13 protein-coding genes are annotated in these 17,968 nt (G+C 75.7%); 7 read left to right on the top strand and 6 right to left on the bottom strand.

Annotation, left to right across the window (positions count from 1 at the left end; genetic code table 11):
• Positions 1 to 165: 165 nt before the first annotated feature.
• From ETD96_RS22345 to ETD96_RS22315, 7 genes are read left to right on the top strand one after another with little or no spacing between them, the layout of a single operon-like run.
• Positions 166 to 3,483: a DUF4132 domain-containing protein gene (locus ETD96_RS22345; protein WP_138638423.1), complete on the top strand. Its 3,318-nt coding sequence runs from the start codon at positions 166 to 168 to the stop codon at positions 3,481 to 3,483.
• Positions 3,480 to 4,574: an ATP-binding protein gene (locus tag ETD96_RS22340; RefSeq protein ID WP_138638422.1), complete on the top strand. Its 1,095-nt coding sequence runs from the start codon at positions 3,480 to 3,482 to the stop codon at positions 4,572 to 4,574. The genes ETD96_RS22345 and ETD96_RS22340 overlap by 4 nt, the downstream gene beginning before the upstream one ends.
• Complete coding sequence (locus ETD96_RS22335; protein WP_138638421.1) at positions 4,574 to 6,847, top strand: DUF5682 family protein; 2,274 nt, start codon at positions 4,574 to 4,576, stop codon at positions 6,845 to 6,847. The genes ETD96_RS22340 and ETD96_RS22335 overlap by 1 nt, the downstream gene beginning before the upstream one ends.
• Complete coding sequence (locus ETD96_RS22330; RefSeq protein ID WP_138638420.1) at positions 6,844 to 7,998, top strand: VWA domain-containing protein; 1,155 nt, start codon at positions 6,844 to 6,846, stop codon at positions 7,996 to 7,998. Before ETD96_RS22335 ends, ETD96_RS22330 begins: the two co-directional genes overlap by 4 nt.
• Positions 7,995 to 9,989: a hypothetical protein gene (locus tag ETD96_RS22325; protein ID WP_138638419.1), complete on the top strand. Its 1,995-nt coding sequence runs from the start codon at positions 7,995 to 7,997 to the stop codon at positions 9,987 to 9,989. The genes ETD96_RS22330 and ETD96_RS22325 overlap by 4 nt, the downstream gene beginning before the upstream one ends.
• A 60-nt stretch (positions 9,990 to 10,049) precedes the next feature.
• The gene (locus ETD96_RS22320) at positions 10,050 to 11,486 is read left to right on the top strand and encodes a sugar porter family MFS transporter (protein WP_205719400.1); all 1,437 of its coding nucleotides are present in this window, start codon (positions 10,050 to 10,052) and stop codon (positions 11,484 to 11,486) included.
• Entirely contained in the window at positions 11,483 to 12,655 is a 1,173-nt protein-coding gene (locus ETD96_RS22315) for an FUSC family protein (RefSeq protein ID WP_138638417.1), read from the top strand. The genes ETD96_RS22320 and ETD96_RS22315 overlap by 4 nt, the downstream gene beginning before the upstream one ends.
• Here ETD96_RS22315 and ETD96_RS22310 read toward each other — a convergent pair.
• The 6 genes from ETD96_RS22310 to ETD96_RS46020 form a co-directional block, all read right to left on the bottom strand.
• On the bottom strand, positions 12,639 to 13,577 hold the full coding sequence (locus ETD96_RS22310) for an MBL fold metallo-hydrolase (protein ID WP_138638416.1): 939 nt from the start codon (positions 13,575 to 13,577) through the stop codon (positions 12,639 to 12,641). The two genes, ETD96_RS22315 and ETD96_RS22310, sit on opposite strands and share 17 nt — an antisense overlap.
• Positions 13,578 to 13,665: 88 nt before the next feature.
• Positions 13,666 to 14,724: a rod shape-determining protein gene (locus ETD96_RS22305; RefSeq protein ID WP_138638415.1), complete on the bottom strand. Its 1,059-nt coding sequence runs from the start codon at positions 14,722 to 14,724 to the stop codon at positions 13,666 to 13,668.
• A gap of 211 nt (positions 14,725 to 14,935) precedes the next feature.
• On the bottom strand, positions 14,936 to 15,829 hold the full coding sequence (locus tag ETD96_RS22300) for a metal ABC transporter permease (protein WP_138638414.1): 894 nt from the start codon (positions 15,827 to 15,829) through the stop codon (positions 14,936 to 14,938).
• Complete coding sequence (locus ETD96_RS22295; protein ID WP_138638424.1) at positions 15,826 to 16,455, bottom strand: metal ABC transporter ATP-binding protein; 630 nt, start codon at positions 16,453 to 16,455, stop codon at positions 15,826 to 15,828. The genes ETD96_RS22300 and ETD96_RS22295 overlap by 4 nt, the downstream gene beginning before the upstream one ends.
• A gap of 5 nt (positions 16,456 to 16,460) precedes the next feature.
• Positions 16,461 to 17,384: a metal ABC transporter solute-binding protein, Zn/Mn family gene (locus ETD96_RS22290; protein ID WP_138638413.1), complete on the bottom strand. Its 924-nt coding sequence runs from the start codon at positions 17,382 to 17,384 to the stop codon at positions 16,461 to 16,463.
• A gap of 383 nt (positions 17,385 to 17,767) precedes the next feature.
• The coding region (locus tag ETD96_RS46020) for a hypothetical protein (protein ID WP_205719399.1) at positions 17,768 to 17,968 on the bottom strand (201 nt) is incomplete at its 5' end.

Genomic DNA, 17,968 nt, shown 5'->3' with positions numbered 1-17,968 from the left:
TCAGAACGCGCTGATGGCGCTGGCCAGACGCCGAATCGACGTGCTGTGGGCCCTGCTGCGCGACGACCGGTGCTTCACCTCCTCCGCGCCGGTCGCCCAGGCGGCTTGACTCAGCCATTGAAAGTCCTACGGATCTGTCGGCCCGCTCCTCTACCGTTGGGCGCCATGGAAGATCAGCCCCCCGGCGAGGACGTCCTGACCATCCCCGACGTGTGGCGGCGGGCGCTGCACGCCCGCCGCGGCGGCGCCCCCGGTCCGAAGATCAAGGTCGACCCGGCGGCACCCCGCGCGGTGCGGAGCCTTGTCGAGGAGACCGGCGGGGCAGTCGAGGCGCTGCTCGAAGGAGGGGCCGGCGACGCGGCGCTCGCCGAGGCGGCGCGGCGGCACCTGGACGGCGCGGAGGACCCGGCCGGCGCCGGCGCCATCGCCGCCGTCACCGTCATGGGAGTCGGCGGGCAGGCCCGGAAGGAGGAGGTGCACCGGGCGTTCACCGACGCCTGGATCGCCGAGCACGGGCTCGCCTTCGCGGCATGCGCGCTGGTCGAGCTGATCCGGACGAGGGCGGTCCGCGAGGGCGACGGGCCGTGGCGCGGTTCACGAGTCGGTGCCGTCCGGCGAGAGAGGGATGCCGACCTCGGGACCATGCTGACGGACGATCTGCGGCGCGTCCGGGGGCTGCTGGCCGCCGCCGACGACGATGAGCACGCGCGTGCGGTCGACCGGCTGGCCGCGTACCGCTCGACGCGGGCGGCGCGGTGGATCGTCTCCTACATGGTTCCCGACCGGCAGGACTGGGTGGAGGAGTGCTGCGCCGATCCCGGCGACCTCGGGCCGTGGAGCGGGTCGTCGCAGCGGCTCGCGCTGCTGACCTTCGGAAAGGCCTCGCAACTCGCGACGACGCCCGGGTTCTACTGGGGAGACCCGAGCCGCGCCCTGCTGGCCACGATGCTGGACGGGATCGGCCCGGACGTGCTTCCGTTCCTCCTCCAGGAGGCCGCCACCGCAAACCTCGATTCCGCCGATCGCAGGCGCATCTTCGAGGCGATCGCCGTCCTGCCGACCGACGAGGCGTTCCAGGCGCTGCTCGACCGGCTCGACCGCAAGCACGCGCGCGTGGCGGTCATCGAGGCCGCCCGGCGGTTCCCGGTGCGGGCGCTGCGCCTGCTGGCACGGGCGGGCGCCGACGACCTGCTCGCGGGCCATGCCGCGGCCCACGCCGAGCTGGTCGCCGCCGTGCTGCCCGGCCTGCCGGACGACGTCGCCGCGGCCGTCGAGCGCGTCACCGCCGCGTCGGCGCGCGTCCCCGACGCCGCGCCGGACGAGCTGCCCGCCGTGCTCGCCGCCCCGCCGTGGCGCGACCCCCGGCGGCCCGTCCTGACCGGCCTGACGCCGCCCGCGCCGCGGCTCGCCTGGCGCGACGGCGAACGGCGGGAATGGCTGGAGACGGACCTGGAGCGGCACGTCGGGAGGCCCGCCGACCCCGACTGGGAGGCGATCGCCGAGGGCTACACTGCGGGCGACCACAAGATCGCGCCGCTGCAGCTGATGTGCTACGGCCCCGAGGACGTGGTCCGGCCGCTGCTCCCCGGCTACGAAGGGCTGATCCGCCGGTTCGCCCACGTGTGGATGCGGCCTCTCGCGGCCCGCTACGAACTGGACGCGCTGCCCGCCGCGCTCCGCACGGCCCGGCCGAACCCGGAGACCTGCGCCGACCCGCTGATGCCGTACCTGGACGCGGACGTCGCGCTGCTGATGGCGGAGGGCCTGGTCAAGCGCGGCAACCGGCTGCGGCCCGCCCGCCGCTGGTTCGACCGGCACGGGCTCGCCGCCGTCCCGCTGCTCGTCCCGGCGGCGCTCGCCGCGAAGGCCAAGGACTGGCGCGGCGCCGAGACCGCCCTGCGCCACGTCCTCGCCGCGCACGGCCTTCCCGCCGTCGTGGACGCCGCCCGCGCGGCCCACGGCGACGAGGCGGCGGACGCGGTCGAGGAGCTGCTGTCCCTAGCGCCGACCGAGACCGGCCTCGCCCAGCCGGTGAAGACCGGCACCTGGGTGGACCCGGCGCCGCTCCCGCAGGTCCTGCTGCGCGGACGCGACCGCGCCCTGCCCCCGGACGCCGTCCGCGCCCTCATCGAACTGCTCACCCTGGACGCCCCGCACGGGATGGACGAGCTGGCGGCGGCGTGCGAGCCGGGCTCGGTGGCCGAGTTCGGGTGGGCGCTGTTCCAGCAGTGGCTCGACGCGGGCAAGCCGTCCAGGGACGGGTGGGCGCTGCGGCAGCTCGGCCGCACCGGCGACGACGGGACCGTCCGGCGGCTGACCCCGATCATCCGCGCGTGGCCGGGCGAGGGCGGGCACAAGAACGCCGTCACCGGCCTCGGCGTCCTCGGCGAGATCGGGACGGACGTCGCGCTGATGCACCTGCACGGCATCGCGCAGAAGGTGAAGTTCAAGGGCCTGCAGGTGGAGGCGCAGGCGCGGATCCGGCAGGTCGCCGACCGGCTCGGCCTCACCACCGAGGAGCTCGGCGACCGGCTCGTCCCCGGCTTCGGGCTCGACGCCGACGGCGGCATGGTCCTCGACTACGGGCCGCGCCGCTTCACCGTCGGGTTCGACGAGCAGCTCAAGCCGTTCGTCACCGACGAGGACGGCAAGCGCCGCAAGGCCCTCCCGAAACCCGGCGCCAAGGACGACCCCGAGCTCGCGCCCGCCGCCTACAAGGCGTTCACCGACCTCAAGAAGGACGTGCGGACCGCGGCCGCCGACCAGATCCGCCGCCTGGAGCGGGCGATGGTGACGCAGCGCCGCTGGGCCCCCGACGACTTCAGTGCGTTCATCGTCCGGCACCCGCTCGTCCGGCACATCGCCCGCCGCCTGCTCTGGGTCGCCTACGGCGGGGAAGGCGACGCCACTGCGGCGACCGCGTTCCGCGTCGCCGAGGACGGCACGTTCGCCGACGCCGAAGACGACGCGTTCGACCTCCCCGCGTCCGCCCAGGTGGGGCTCATGCATCCGGCGCGCCCCGGCACGGACGTCGAGGCGTGGGCCGAGGTGTTCGCCGACTACGAGATCCTCCAGCCGTTCCCGCAGCTCGGCCGTCCCGTCCACGTCCTGACCGAGGCCGAGCGGGAGAGCGGCCGGCTGGAGCGGTTCGAGGGCCTGAAGGTCCCGTTCGGGAAGGTCCTCGGCCTCGTCAAGCTCGGCTGGGAGCGCGGCGAGCCGCAGGACGCGGGCGGCGAGCGGTGGATCTCCCGCCGCGTCGCCGGCGACCGGTACGTGGTGATCGACCTCGATCCCGGCATCTCGGTCGGCGCCGTGGACGCCACCGGCGACCACCAGGTCCTCGACTACGTGTGGTTCGCGACGGAGCCGGGCGACTTCTGGCCCAGCAAGGGGACCCCTCTCACCTTCGGCGAGCTGGACGCCGTCACCGCGTCCGAGATCCTCGCCGACCTGACCACTCTCGCGGAGGCCGCGCAAGCATGAGCGACGACAAGACCGACTACCAGCGGCCCCCGGCCGAGGTCCGGTTCGCCGGGGAACTCGACCGGCTCCGGGAGGACGACACCGGCCCCCGCCCGCCCGGCTGGGCGCTGAGCCTGACGGCGGCGCGGCGGTTCATCACGGGGGACGAGGCGCTCGGCATCGGCCGCAAGTTCGTCGGCGACACCGCTCTCATCGACCGCGCGCTCGTCACCCTCGCGACGAGCCGCGGGCTGATGCTGGTCGGTGAGCCCGGCACGGCGAAGTCGCTGCTGTCGGAGCTGATAGCGGCGGCCGTCAGCGGGACGTCCACGCTGACGATCCAGGGCGGCGCGGCCACCACCGAGGACCAGATCAAGTACTCGTGGAACTACGCGCTGCTCGTCGCGGAGGGGCCGTCCACGCGGTCGCTGGTGCCGGCGCCGCTGCTCACCGGCATGGCGGAGGGCAAGGTCGTCCGGTTCGAGGAGATCACCCGGTGCCCGCTGGAGGTGCAGGACGCGCTGCTGTCCCCGCTGTCGGACCGCGTCCTCGCCATCCCCGAACTGACCGGCGCGGACGCGATGGTGTTCGCGCGGGACGGCTTCAACGTCATCGCGACCGCCAACACCCGCGACCGGGGCGTCAACGAGATGAGCGCGGCGCTCAAGCGGCGGTTCAACTTCGAGACCGTGTTCCCGATCGCCGACTTCGGCACCGAGCTGGACCTGGTCGAGCAGGAGGCGCGGCGGCTGCTGGAGCACAGCGGCGTCGAAGCGCCGCCGCGCCGCGACGTCCTGGAGGTCCTCGTCACCGCGTTCCGGGAGCTGCGCGGCGCCGCCACGGAGGACGGCCGGGCCATGGACCGGCTGTCGGCGGTGATGAGCACCGCCGAGGCCGTGTCGGTCGCGCACCAGATCGGCGTGCGGGGCTGGTTCCTGCGCGGCGAGCCCGGCACCGCCGCCGACATCGTCGAGTGCCTCGCCGGCACCGCCGCCAAGGACAGCCCCGACGACCTCACCCGGCTGCGCCGCTACCTGGAGCAGCAGGCGGCCCGGCGCGACGGCGCGCAGTGGAAGGCGCTGCACGCCGCCCGGCACCTGCTGCCCGGCTGATGGCCGCCACGTTCCTCGGGGTCCGGCACCACAGCCCGGCGTGCGCGCGGCTCGTCCGGGACGCGATCCGGCGGCTGCGGCCCGCGTACGTGCTGGTCGAGGGGCCCGCCGACTTCGGCCCGAGGATGGACGAGCTGCTGCTCGGCCACACCCCGCCCGTCGCGGTCTTCAGCTACTACCGGGACGCGGAGCGGGTGCACGCCTCCTGGTCGCCGTTCTGCGGGTACTCGCCGGAATGGGTCGCGCTCCGCGAGGGCCGCGCCGTGGGCGCCGAGTTGCGGTTCATCGACCTGCCCGCCTGGCATCCCGCGTTCGCCGAGCGCAGCAACCGGTACGCCGACGCCGAGCGCCGCTACGCCGAGGTCACCGAGCGGCTCTGCCGCGAGTTCGCCGTCGACAACACCGACATCCTCTGGGACCACCTCTTCGAGATCGATCCCGAGGGCGTCGGGGAGCGGCTCGACGCGTACTTCGCGCTGCTGCGCGGCGAGGCGGAGGCCAGGGCCGACGACACGGCCCGCGAGGCGTACATGGCGGCATGGGTGCGGGCGGCCGTGGCCGACGCCGGCGACCGTCCCGTCGTCGTGGTCACCGGCGGGTTCCACAAGCCCGCCCTCGAAGCGCTCACCGCGACCGGCTCCACCGGGTGGCCGGACGTGCCGGAGCCGCCCGAGGGCGCGATCGGCGGCGGCTTCCTCGTCCCGTACTCGTTCAAGCGCCTGGACGCCTTCACCGGCTACCAGTCGGGCATGCCGTCGCCCGAGTACTACCAGCGGCTCTGGGAGGACGGCCCCGGCGCGGCGGCGGGCGCGCTCATCGAGCGCGTCGCGACGCGGCTGCGCGGGCGCGGGCAGGTCGTGTCGACCGCCGACCTGATCGCCGCCCGCACCCTCACCGACGGCCTCACCCGGCTGCGCGGCCACCGCGCCCCCGCCCGCACCGACCTGCTGGACGGCCTGGTGTCCGCCCTGGTGAACGACGACCTCGACCAGCGGCTGCCGTGGACGTCGCGGGGTCCGCTCGCGCCCGGCGCCCACCCGGCCGTGGTGGAGATGGTCGCCGCGCTGAGCGGGGACCGGACCGGGCGGCTGCACCCCAGGACGCCCGCGCCGCCGCTCGTCCACGACGCCGAGGCCGAACTGGAGCGCCTCGGCCTCGACCGGGACGGGCAGGTCGTCCTGAAGCTGGCGTCGCCGCGCGGGCTGGAGCGCAGCCGGGCCCTGCACCGCCTGCGGGTGCTGGGCGTCCCCGGCGCGCGGCGCGAGTCGGGCCCCGAGACGGGCGCCGACCCGGTGCTGGAGGAGCGGTGGGAGCTGACCGCCGCCGACCCCGCCGGGCACCGCCGCTCCGCGCTGATCGAGGCCGGCGCCTACGGGCCGACGCTCGCCGACGCGGCGGGCGCCGCCCTGGACGAGCGCGTGCACGCCGCCGGTGCCGACATGGAGCGGCTCGCCGCCGCGCTGTTCGACGCGGCGCTGTGCGGCTGCGCCGACCGCTCCGACCGGATCGCCGAGGCGATCGCGGCCGGGATCGCCGGCTCGTCCGATCTCGCCGGGCTCGGCGCCGCGCTCGGCACGGTCCTCGGGCTGTGGCGGCACGACCGGGTCCTCGGTACGGCCCGGAGCCCGCTGTTCGGGACGGTCGTCGAGGAGTGCGCCGCCCGGATCCTGTGGCTCGCCGAGGGGATCCGCGGCGGGCCCGCGCCCGCCGACCTCGACCGGCTGCGCGCCGTCGCCGCGGTCCGCGACGCGCTGCTGCACGCGTCCGGGACGCTCGCCCTGGACCGCGACGCCGCGCTCGGCGTCGCCCGCCGCGTCGCCGCCGGGCCCGACGTCCCGCCCGACCTGCGCGGCGCCGCGTTCGGGCTCGGCCGGGCGCTCGGCGACACCGCCGACCCGGCCCGCGCGGTGCGCGGCGCCGCCGGCCCCGACGTGCTCGGCGACTGGCTCGCCGGGCTGTTCGCCCTGGCCCGGCAGGAGGTGCTCGACCCGGACGGGACCGTCCTCGGCGTCCTCGACGAGCTGCTCGGCGACCTCACCGACGGCGACTTCCAGGTGGCGCTGCCCGCCCTGCGGCAGGCGTTCGGGTTCTTCCCGCCGCGCGAGCGCGAGGCGATCGCCGAGGGCCTGCTGGAGCGGCGCGGCCTCAACGCTCCGGCCCGCACCCTGCTGCGCGCACCGGACGACCCCCTCCTCCTCGCGGAGGCCCGCGCCCTGGAAGAGCGCGTCGACCGGGCCTTGGCGGCCGCCGGACTTCTTGAAGGAGAATCGTGATCCCGCCCGATCTGGAACGCTGGCGGCTCGTCCTCGGCGCCCCCGCCGAGGGGTGCACGGGGGCGCTGTCCGGCGCGGCCGCCGAACGGGACGCCGCCCTCGACTGGCTCTACGGCCGCGACCCCGACCTCGGCCGGCGCGGCGTGCGGCGCGGGCCCGGCGGCGGGACGGCCGCGCCCGGCGGCGACCGCACCGGCGGCGACGGGCCGTCCCAGCTCACCACCGTCGACTGGCTGGACGCCGTGCACCGGCTGTTCCCCAAGGAGACGATCGAGCGGCTCGAACGCGACGCCGTCGAGCGGTACGAGATCCACGAGATCGTCACGAACCCCGAGGTGCTGGAGCGCATCGAGCCGGACGCGACGCTGCTGCGCGCCGTCCTGCGCACCAAGCACCTGATGAACGCCGAGGTGCTGGCGCTGGCCCGGCGGATCGTGGAGGCCGTCGTCCGGCAGCTGATGGAGCGGCTCGCCACCGAGGTCCGGCAGGCGTTCCACGGCACCCGGTCGCGGCGCCCGAGCCGCATCAAGAACTCCCGCAACTTCGACTTCCACGGGACGATCCGCGCGAACCTGGCGCACTACCGGCCGGACGAGCGCCGCCTCTACATCGAGAACCCGCGGTTCGTGTCCCGGACGCGGCGGCACGTCGAGCAGTGGCAGCTGATCCTGCTCGTCGACCAGTCCGGGTCGATGGCCGGGTCCGTCGTGCACTCCGCCGTCACCGCCGCGTGCCTGTGGGGGCTGCCCGGCCTGAAGACGCACCTCGTCGCGTTCGACACCTCCGTGGTCGACCTCACCGCCGACGTCACCGACCCGGTCGAGCTGCTGATGAAGGTGCAGCTCGGCGGCGGCACCGACATCGCGCGGGCCGTCGGCTACGGCGCCGGACTGGTGGAGAACCCGCGCCGCGCGATCGTCGCGCTCGTCACCGACTTCTACGAGGGCGGCGACCCGCACCGGCTCGTCCGGGAGGTCCGCAGGCTCGTCCAGCAGGGGACGCACGTGCTCGGGCTCGCCGCGCTCGACGAGGACGCGAACCCCGACTACGACCGCGCGATGGCGGGCCGGCTCGCCGCCGAGGGCGCGCACGTCGGCGCCATGACGCCCGGCCGGCTCGCCGAGTTCGTCGCCGAGCGGATCGGCCGGTGACCCGCCCCGTGCTCCGCGCCGACCTGCTCGCGCTCACCCCCGACGCGCTCGCCGCCCTCGCCAACCGGGGGCTCGTCAAGCGCGCCGCGAAGGACCTGGACGCCGGGAACGGCCCCGAGATCGCCGTGTCCCCGGACGGCGGCGTCGACGGCGCCTTCCCGGACGGGACCAAGACGTCCCTGCCCGCCGGCGCCGGGCTGGAGGCCGCGACCTGCTCGTGCGCCGCCACCGGGACGTGCCGCCACCGGATCTGCCTCGTCCTCGCCTACCAGCGGACCGCGGACGCCGGACCGGCCGCCGAACCCGCCGCCGAACCCGCCGCCGAGCCCGAGCGGGCGGACGCGTCCTGGTCGCCCGGGACGTTCGACGACGACGCGCTCGCCCGCGTCCTCGGGCAGCGCGCCCTCACCGCGGCCCGCCGCGCCTTCCGCGCCGGGTACTCGGCGAGCCTCCGCCGCCCCACCGCGCAGGACCCGGTAGCCCATGCCGAGCTGCCGTCCTGCACCGTCCGGTTCCTCGTGCCGGGCGAGCTAGGCTACGTCGACACCGACGCCGTCGCGGCGGTGCGCGGCGAGGTCACCGTGCTCGCCGCCTGGGCGTTCCGCGCCGCCGACGAGCGCGGTCTCACCGGCGCCGAGGTCCGCCTCGACGTGGGCGGCGCGCCGGGCGCGGCGCGCGGCGATGGGGGCGCCGCGCTCGACGCCGCCCTCGACCTCGCGGGCCAGCTCCTGCTGGAAGGCGCCGCGAACGCGGGCCCGGTGCCGGCCGCCGCGCTCGGCCGCACCGCCGCCGAGCTCGCGGGACGCGGCATGCACTGGCCCGCCGCCGCGCTGGAGGACCTGGCCGCCCAGCTCACCGCCCACCACGAGCGCCGCGCCGACCACGACCCCGCGCGGGTCGCGGAACTGCTCGCCGAGGTCCACGCCCGGCACCGCGCCGCCGCCGGACCGGACCGCACCCAGGCGCTCGGCACCGACGAGCGCGCCGAGACGCCGCTGCGCCGCGTCCGGCTGGTCGGGCTCGGCTGCCGCGTCGCGGGGACCGGCGCGCACCGCACCGCCGACATCTACCTCGCGCACGCCGGGACCGGCGTGGCGCTCGTCCTGAAACGCCGCTGGGACGTCCCGGACGGCGAGCGCGTCACCGGCGCCGACCTCGCCGGGCGCCGGATCCTCGGGGTGCCGCTGCGGTCGCTCGCCGCCTCCAACGTCGTGTCGGAGAGCGCGTCCCGCAGCGCCGGCCGGGTCGTCCGCGTCACCGCCGGCCGGGTCGCGAAGACCACGGTCACGCCGCTCGGCGACGCTTGGGAGAGCCTGCCCGCCGCGCTGCTCGTCCGCGACCTCGCGGCCGAGGCCCGCGCGCTGGACGCGCTGCCGCCCCGCCTCGTCCGCCCCCGCGTCGCGGCGGAACTGGTCCGCGCCGTCGCGGTCGCCGAGGTCCGCGACATCGGCTACCACCCCGGCGCGCAGCGTCTGGAGGCCGTGGTCGCGGACGCGGCCGGGACCGCCGCCGTCGTGTCCGCCGACTACAGCCCGCACCGCCCCGCCGCGCTCGACGCGCTCGCCGCCGCGCTGGAGGGCGGCCCCCGGCTGGTGACCGGCGCCGTCCGCAGGGACCGCGGCGGCATCGTCATCGACCCGTTCGCCGTCATGACCGCGGACGGCGCCGTCGTCCCCGACCTGATGCCCGGCGACGGCACCGCGGCGCTCGACGCGCCGGCCGCCGCCGCCCGCGACCCGCTGACGCACGCCTTGGCGGAGGCCCTCGACGCCTCCGCCGAGGCCGCGCACCGCGGGCTCCTGCACACCACGCCCGGCCTGCGGGAGCGGATCGCCCGCACCGGGCGGGAGCTGGACCGCGCCGGGCTCCGCGCCGCCGCCGCGTCCGTCGCGGACCTCGCCGCGGCGCTCACCGCCGACGACCCGCACCGCACCGTCCGCGCGTGGGCCGCCGCCCACGTCCGCCTGCTGACCACCGCCGAACTCCGCTGATCAACCCGCCACCGAGTGTATCGATGCGGGGACGCTGGGTAATGCGCGGTAGGGGCGATCATGCAGGGTTTTTCGCGGGCGCGGGTGCACGAGGGCCCGCTCGACGAGGTCACGCCCGAAGGGCTGCGCAGGATCTGGAGATGGGCGGTCCTGATCGCCGTCGGGGGCTTCCTGTTCGGCTTCGACACCGGCGTGATCTCCGGGGCGCTGCTGTTCATCCGGACCGACTTCTCCCTGAACTCCTTCGAGCAGGGCAGCGTCGTCAGCATCCTCGTGCTCGGCGCCATGATCGGCGCGCTGCTCTCCGGCCGCCTCGCCGACCGGATCGGCCGGCGCCGGGCGCTCGGCGCCGAAGGGCTCGTCTTCCTCGCCGGGACGGCGGTCGCCGCCCTGTCGACCGGGCTGCCGATGCTGCTCGGCGGCCGGCTGATCCTCGGGCTGGCCGTCGGCGCGGCCTCCGCGACCGTCCCGGTCTACCTCTCCGAGATCGCGCCGCCCGCCATCCGGGGCAGCCTGCTGACCCTGAACCAGCTGCTCATCACGGTCGGCATCCTCGTCGCCTACATGGTCAACGTCGCGTTCGCCGGCCCCGGCGACTGGCGCGCGATGATCGCCTGCGGCGCCGTGCCCGCCCTGGTGATGGTCGCCGCGGCGCTCTGGTGGCTTCCGGAGTCCCCGGCGTGGCTGCTCGCCGCCGGCGGCCGCCGCGGCCGGGCGCGGGCCCGCCGGCTGATCGCCTCGGTCACCGACGAGGACACCGCCGACCGGCTCATCGAACGGCGCCTCGCGGCGGCGCGGAAGCAGGCCCGCGACGGCGGCGGGCGCCCGGGGTGGCGCACCCTGCTGTCGGCCCGGGTCCGTCCCGCGCTGACCGTCGGCGTCGTGCTCGCCGCCGTCCAGCAGTTCGGCGGGATCAACACGATCATCTACTACGCGCCGACGATCATCGAGCGGACGGGGCTCAGCGCCGCCAACTCGATCTACTACTCCATCGCCATCGGCGTCATCAACCTGCTGATGACGGTGGTGGCGATCCGGCTCATCGAGCGGGCCGGCCGCCGGGCCCTGCTGCTGTTCTCGCTCGGGGCGATGACGGTCACGATGGTGCTGCTCGGGCTGGCGTTCGTGGCCGGCTGGCCGTCCGGGCCGTCGCTGGTGTTCATGGTCCTCTACATCGCCGGGTTCGCCGTCGGGATGGGCCCCGTCTTCTGGGCGATCATCGGTGAGATCTTCCCCGGGCCCGCCCGCGCGACCGGCTCCGGCGCGTCCACCGCGGTGAACTGGGCCTCGAACTTCGTGGTGAGCCTGGTGTTCCTGCCGGTCGCCAAGGCGCTCGGCGAGGGCGAGACGTTCTGGATCTTCGCGGCGATCTCGCTGGCGGGGCTGCTGTTCACGGCGCGGTTCGTCCCGGAGACGCGGGGGCGCGAGTTCGCCGAGGTGGACGCCGACCTGCTGCGCCGCTTCGGCCGCCGGCGGGACGGCGCCGTCCCTGGATGAGGCCGGGCCGGGCGCGGCTGCGGGCGGGCTGCGCGGGCGCCTGGCGGCGGGTGCGGTCCGGGGCGTGGCCGATCGCGCAGCAGACCGCCGCCGCGACCCTCGCCTGGGTCATCGCGAAACTGTTCGGCCCGCACGGCGACCCGTTCTTCGCGCCGATCGCCGCGGTCGTCGCGCTGAACACCGCGCGCGGCCGGCGCGGGGTAAACGCCGTGCAGCTGCTGGCCGGCGTCGTGATGGGCATCGGCTTCGGCGAGCTGACCGTGCTCGCGCTCGGCGGCGGCTACGGCACCCTGGCCCTCGCCGTGTTCGGTTCGATGGTGCTGGCCCGCGCGGTCACCGAGTCCGGGCTGGTGGTCGCGCAGTCCGCCGCGTCCGCGATCCTCACCGTCACCGCCGCGGGCGGGCAGGCGGGCCCGTTCCGGATCGTGGACGCGCTGATCGGCGCGGGTGTCGCGCTCGTGTTCAGCCAGCTGCTGTTCACCCCCGAGCCCCTCGCGCTGCTGCGGCGCGCCGAGAGCGCCGCCCTGGACGGCATGGCCGACGGGCTCGACCGGGCCGTCCGGGCGCTGCGCGAGGACGACGACCCGTTGCGCGAGGAGGCGCTGTCCCGGCTGCGGGAGCAGCGCGACCGGCTCGCCGACCTCGCCCGCATAGCCGAGGCCAGCACGTCCGTGCCGCGGTACTCGCTGGTGTGGCGGACGCGGCGCGCGGTGACGGTGCGGGAGAGCGCGGCCGCCGCCCGGCTCGACCTGCTCGGCGGGAGCGCCGTCCTGGTGGCGCGCACCGCGCTCACGGCCGGCCCGGAGCAGCGCCGCGCGCTCGTCCCGGCCGTCGCGGACCTCGCCGCGATCCTGCTCGACCTGGCCGCCGACCCCGGCGGCCACGCCGTCCGCCGCCGCGCCGCCGACGGGGCGGTCGCGCTGGCGGCGCGGGCCGGCGACCCGGACCTGGAGAGCGTCGCCTCGGGCCGGGACGCGGCCGCCGCGCTGCGCATGGCGGCCGTGGACGTGCTGGTGTTCGCCGGCGTGGACGCGGCCGAGGCGCGGGCGGCGGTGCGGGGCGGCGCCGTCCGGTACGACGTGCCCGCGCCGCCGGGCGCGGTCCGGCCGCCGCGCCTCCTGCGGCGGCTCGTGCCGCGGCGGGCCGGCCGGGTCAGGCGCGGCAGGTGAGGGGGCGGCCGCCGTTGTAGGTGATCATGTCGCCGAGGGCGGCGGCCAGGTCGATCTCGCCGCCCGGTTCGAGGCCGTCCAGCTCGGCGTAGGCGCGGTGCAGGTTGCCGACGAGCCGCTCGGCGTCGGTCAGCTCCGCGAACGGGCCGAGGTCGGCCTCCCGCGCGGCCTCCAGCGGCGACAGCCCGGCCGGCTTCGCCGCGGCGGCCGTCGCCTGCACGAACCGCGCGTAGGCGACGACGCGGTCGATCAGCTCGGGGCCGCCGACCGGGCCGTGCCCGGGGACGATCGTCTCCGCGCCGAGCGGGGCGACGACCTCCTCCAGCACCCGGATCGCGCCCGCGACCGACCCCTGCATCAGGAACGGGGTGCCGCCGTTGAACAGCAGGTCGCCGCAGAACAGGACGCGGCGGTCCGGGATCCAGACGATGGAGTCGTTGGTGGTGTGCGCGGGCGTCCCCACGTGCCGGACCTCGCAGCGCAGGTCGTCCACCCACAGCGTCACGCCGTCGGTGTAGGTGAGGAACGGCGGCTCGATCTCGACGTCGCCCCAGTCGACCTTCGTCCAGAACGGCTCGTCGAACGGCTTGCCCCAGGCGAGCGCGCCCTCCCGCGTCCGCTCGTGGCCGACGACGGTGGCTCCGGGGAACAGGTAGTTGCCGAACGTGTGGTCGCCGTGGTGGTGGGTGTTGACCAGCGTCCGGACGGGCCGGTCCGACACCGACCGGATCGCCTCCAGGTAGGCGCGGGTGCGGCGCTCGGTCGAGCACGAGTCGACGCTGACGACCCCGCGCGTCCCGGCGAGGAAGCCGGTGTTGTTGATCCACCAGGTGCCGTCGGGCTGGACGTAGGCGAAGATCCCGTCCGAGACCTCCTGCAGGCGGGGGCTTCCGGGGCCGTCGAGGCCGGGCGCGTCGCTCATGTCGGCGCAGTCTAACCGGGCGCCGGCCTGGGCGACGCGCCCGCCGGTCGGTACGCGGGCGGCCCCGTCGGTACTCGGGCGGCCCCCGTCAGTACTCGGGCAGTGTGGTCAGCACGTGCGGGCGCGGCGAGGACTTGCGCGCCGACGGCTCGCCGCTGCCGGCCGAGCGCAGCACCTCCCCGGCGCCGAGCACCGCCGCGTCGCCGGTGTCGTCGCCGAGCCGCGCCTCCAGCCCGGTCCGCTCCCGGATCATCCGCTCCAGGCCGGGCAGCCGCGCGCAGCCGCCGGTGAGCGTGATGCCGACGCTCACCAGGTCGCCGGAGATCTCGGGGGAGCAGCCGATGAGGCCGGCCCGGATCGCGTCCACGATCTCCGTCACCGGCCCGCTGATCGCGCGGCCGATGTCCAGCGTGGTGAGGACGACCTCGCGCGGCATCCCGGTGGTGATGTCGCGGCCGGTCACGACCGTCTGCCGGACCGGCCGGCGGCCGAGCGGCGGCACCGCCCCGACCTCCAGCTTCACCCGCTCGGCGGCGGACTCCGACAGCGCCACGCCGTGCTCGCGCCGGACCATCGCGACGATCGCGCGGTCCAGCGAGGAGCCGCCGACGCGGGCGGTGTGCGAGGTGACGAGGCCGCCGAAGGCGATGACGCCGGTGTCGGTGACGTCCGCGCCGACGCAGGCGATGACGGCGATCTCGGGCCGGGTGGACGAGGTCATGCCCATCCCGATCGCGGCGGCGATGGGCGTCGGCACGAGCGTGAGGCGCCGCGCGCCGGCCTGGTAGGCGGAGAACTGCAGGGCCCGGTAGTGCACGGAGGTCATCCCGCTCGGCACCGTGACGACGAGCCGGGGGCGGGCGGTGTAGTGGCGGCGGTGGTGCCGGCGGACGAGGTGCCGCATCAGGTACTCGGCCTCGTCGGTCTCGGTCGGCGCGCCCGCCCGGATGGGCCGGACGAGCGTGACGTCGGGGTTGCGCCCGGCCATCTCCCGCGCGGGCCGTCCCAGCGCGAGGATGTGCCCGGTGTCCCGGGACCGGGCGAGCACGGACGGCTCGCGGCACACCACGCCGCGGTCCCGCACGTGCATGCGCACGGTGTCGCTGCCCAGGTCGATAGCGGTGTCACGGCCCGCGAAGTCCCACATCGCGTCCCTCCCAATCGCCCCGAAAGTCGCAAGAGTCTTGTTGATGCCCTTGCGACCTGCGGCGATGCCCACGGGCGGGTAAGCGAATCGCAACGACCCGGTGATCACCGATCCGGCATGTCCGGAACGTCGGACGCGGTGCGGTGCCCGTCCGGCGCGCGGCGCCGGGCGGGCACCAAGAGTTCCTGTGGGAACGATCAGGTGGGAACGATCAGGCGGGCACCGCGTCCGGGCGGGGCGCGGCGCGCCGCGCCGTCCAGCCGCGCCGCGCGCGGACCGCCCCGGCCGCGCGGCAGACCGCGTACAGCGCGAACGAGATCGTCGTCACGTACGGGCTGACGGGGATGCTGGAGCCGATCGACAGCAGGATCCCTCCCACCACCGACACGGTCGCGAACACCGTGCTCAGCACCGGCACGAGCACCGGCGACGCGGTGACCCGCACCGCCGCGGCGGCCGGGGTGCAGAGCAGCGCGAGCACCAGCAGCGCCCCGACCACCTGCACGGACACCGCGACCGCGAGCCCGAGCACGAGCGTGAACGCCAGCGCGAGCGCCCGCACCGGGACGCCCCGCGCCGCCGCCACGTCCGGGTCGAGGCTGGCGAACGCCAGCGGCCGCCACATGAGGGCGAGGCACACCAGCACCACCGCCGACGTGCCGAGCAGCCACGACAGGTGCGGCGTGTCGATCGCGACGATCTGCCCGGTGAGCAGGCCGAACTTGTTGGCCGACCGGCCCTTGTACAAGGAGAGGAAGAGCACGCCGAGCCCCAGCCCGAACGGCATCAGCACGCCGATGACCGAGCCGCGGTCGCGCGCCTTCGCGCCGAGCAGCCCGATCAGCGCGGCCGCGGCCAGCGCGCCGACGACCGAGCCGCCCGCGACGCTGAGGCCGAGCAGCAGCGCGCCCGCCGCCCCCGCGAACGACAGCTCGCTGATGCCGTGCACGGCGAACGGGAGGTCGCGCATGATGACGAACGTCCCGGCGAGCCCGCCGACGAGCCCGAGCACGGCGCCCGCGATGAGCGAGTTGCGGACGAGCCCGAGCAGCGCCCCGTAGTCCTCGAAGTTGAAGATCTCGTGCCAGATCTCGTGCCAGCTCACGCCGCCTCACCCAGCTCCAGCACCCGGTCGGCGAACGGCGCGACGGGCTCGACCTCGTGCGTGACGAACACGACGGCCGTCCCGTGCTCGCGCCGCCGCCGCTCGACCAGCTCGGCGACGATCCGCTGGTGCTCGGCGTCCAGCGACGCGAGGGGCTCGTCGCACAGCAGGATGCGCGGGCCGGTCGCCAGCGCCTGCGCGATCCGGACCCGCTGCAGCTCGCCGCCCGACAGCAGGTCGAGCGGAACGTCCGCGTAGGCCGCGGCGCCCACGTCGCGCAGGGCGTCCTCGACCCGGCGGCGCGTCTCCCGGGGGCGGCGCCGGGGCCCCCACGTGTGCCCGTCGATGCCGAACCGCACCAGGTCGCGGGCCCGCAGCGGGGTGTGCGGCGGGACGGCCCGGTGCTGCGGGACGTAGCCGACGAGGTCGCTGCCCCGGCGCGGCGGGCGGCCCCGCACGGTGACCGTCCCCGCCGTCAGCCGCTGCAGCCCGAGCAGCACCCGCAGCAGGCTGGTCTTGCCCGACCCGTTGTGCCCGAGGACGACGAGGAACTCGCCCTCCGCCACGTCGAGGTCCAGTCCCTTCCACACCGTCCGCTCCCCGTAGGAGAGGGCGGCGCCGCGCATGGCGATCACGACAGCGCCTTCCCCAGCGCGGCGATGTTGCCGTCCATCCAGGTGATGTAGTCGGTGCCCTCGGGCAGCGTCTCGGTGACCGGCACGACGGGCACGCCGCTCTCCTCGGCGGTCTTCTCGACCTTCTCGGTCTGCGGCCCGCTGGTCTGGGAGTTGTAGACGAGCGCCTTCACCTTCTTGCCGGTGAGCAGTGCGAGGATGTCGCGCATGGCGCGGGGCGGGACGTCGCCCTCCTCCTCGACCGCCTCGCTGAACTCCTCGGGCGTCCGGTTCTCCAGCCCGGCCGCCTCCAGCAGGTAGACGGGGACGGGCTCGGTGATGGCGACGCCGTCGCCCGCGTGCGCGGCCTTGAGCGCGGCCACCTTCTCTTCGAGCGTCTTCAGCTTGGCCTTGAAGGCGCCGGCGTTCGCCGTGTACGTCTTCGCGCCGTCCGGGTCGGCCTTGGCGAGCGCGGCGGAGAGCCGGTCGGCGAGCCGGCCGACGGACGGCAGGTCGTACCAGACGTGCTCGTTCAGCTCCTCGCCCGCCGGCGCGGTCCGCCCGGAGACCTCCACGGCGTTGAGCACGGTCGCCTTGGACGCCGCGCCCTTGAGCAGCGTGTCCATGAAGTCGTCGTAGCCGCCGCCGTTCTCGATGACGACCCCGGCCTTGGACAGGGCGAGCCGGGTGCGCGTCCCGGCCTCGAACGAGTGCGGGTCCTGCGCGGGGTCGGTGATGAACGACGTCACCGACACCTTGTCGCCGCCGATCTGCCGGGCGATGTCGCCGTAGACGTTCGTCGAGGCCACGACGGGCACCGCGGCGTCCTTCTCCTCGGTCGCCCCGGCGTCCGGCGACGATCCGCAGCCGGCCGCCAGCAGCGCCGAGACGGTGAGGAGGGCGCCCGCCCCGGTGACGCGGGCACGCAGGAGAGAGGTCATGAGAGGCTCCCGAGAATGAAAACGGTTTTCAGTGCAACTTAGCATGACCTGCCGCGTTCGCCGGACCGCACGATGGTCCGGCCGAGCCTGTGAACGGGACGGGGGAATGGCAACGTCACCTGCGTCGAGCAGGTGACGGCATGAGCGGAGACCCCGGCGTGAGCGCGGGTGACATCGCCCTTCTGGCGGGAGTGGGGCAGGGCTCGCGGATCTCGCCGCCGGGTACGGCGCGGCAGTCGCGTTCGACCTGCTCTTGCGGCGCTACATCGGGCCGCGTCTCTCGCTGGGCGAGGAGGGCGGCCCCGTCGCCTCTCGGAGGGGCCGCTTCAGGTCCGGCACCGCCGCCGCGGCGTCCGCTGCGGCGGTGCCGGTCGTGCGTTCGGTCAGAGCGGTCTGCCGGACACGGCCGGCAGATAGTCGTAGGGACCCGTGTACTTCGCCCAGACGCGGTGCTGGTAGAAGGGGTGCCGCTTTGCGGGCGCGGTGGAGGCCGGTTGTATGCGCGGCCTCGGTTCAGGCTTTGTCTTGTCCGACGGTGTGTCGCTTCGCGGAGCCTGTGCCGCGGGATCGTCCGGCTTCTGTGC

Origin of the sequence: Actinomadura geliboluensis, assembly GCF_005889745.1 — a bacterium.
GTDB classification, from domain to species: domain Bacteria; phylum Actinomycetota; class Actinomycetes; order Streptosporangiales; family Streptosporangiaceae; genus Spirillospora; species Spirillospora geliboluensis.
The sequence above is the reverse complement of the archived record's forward strand: the minus strand, read 5'-3'. Positions and strand labels throughout refer to the sequence as shown.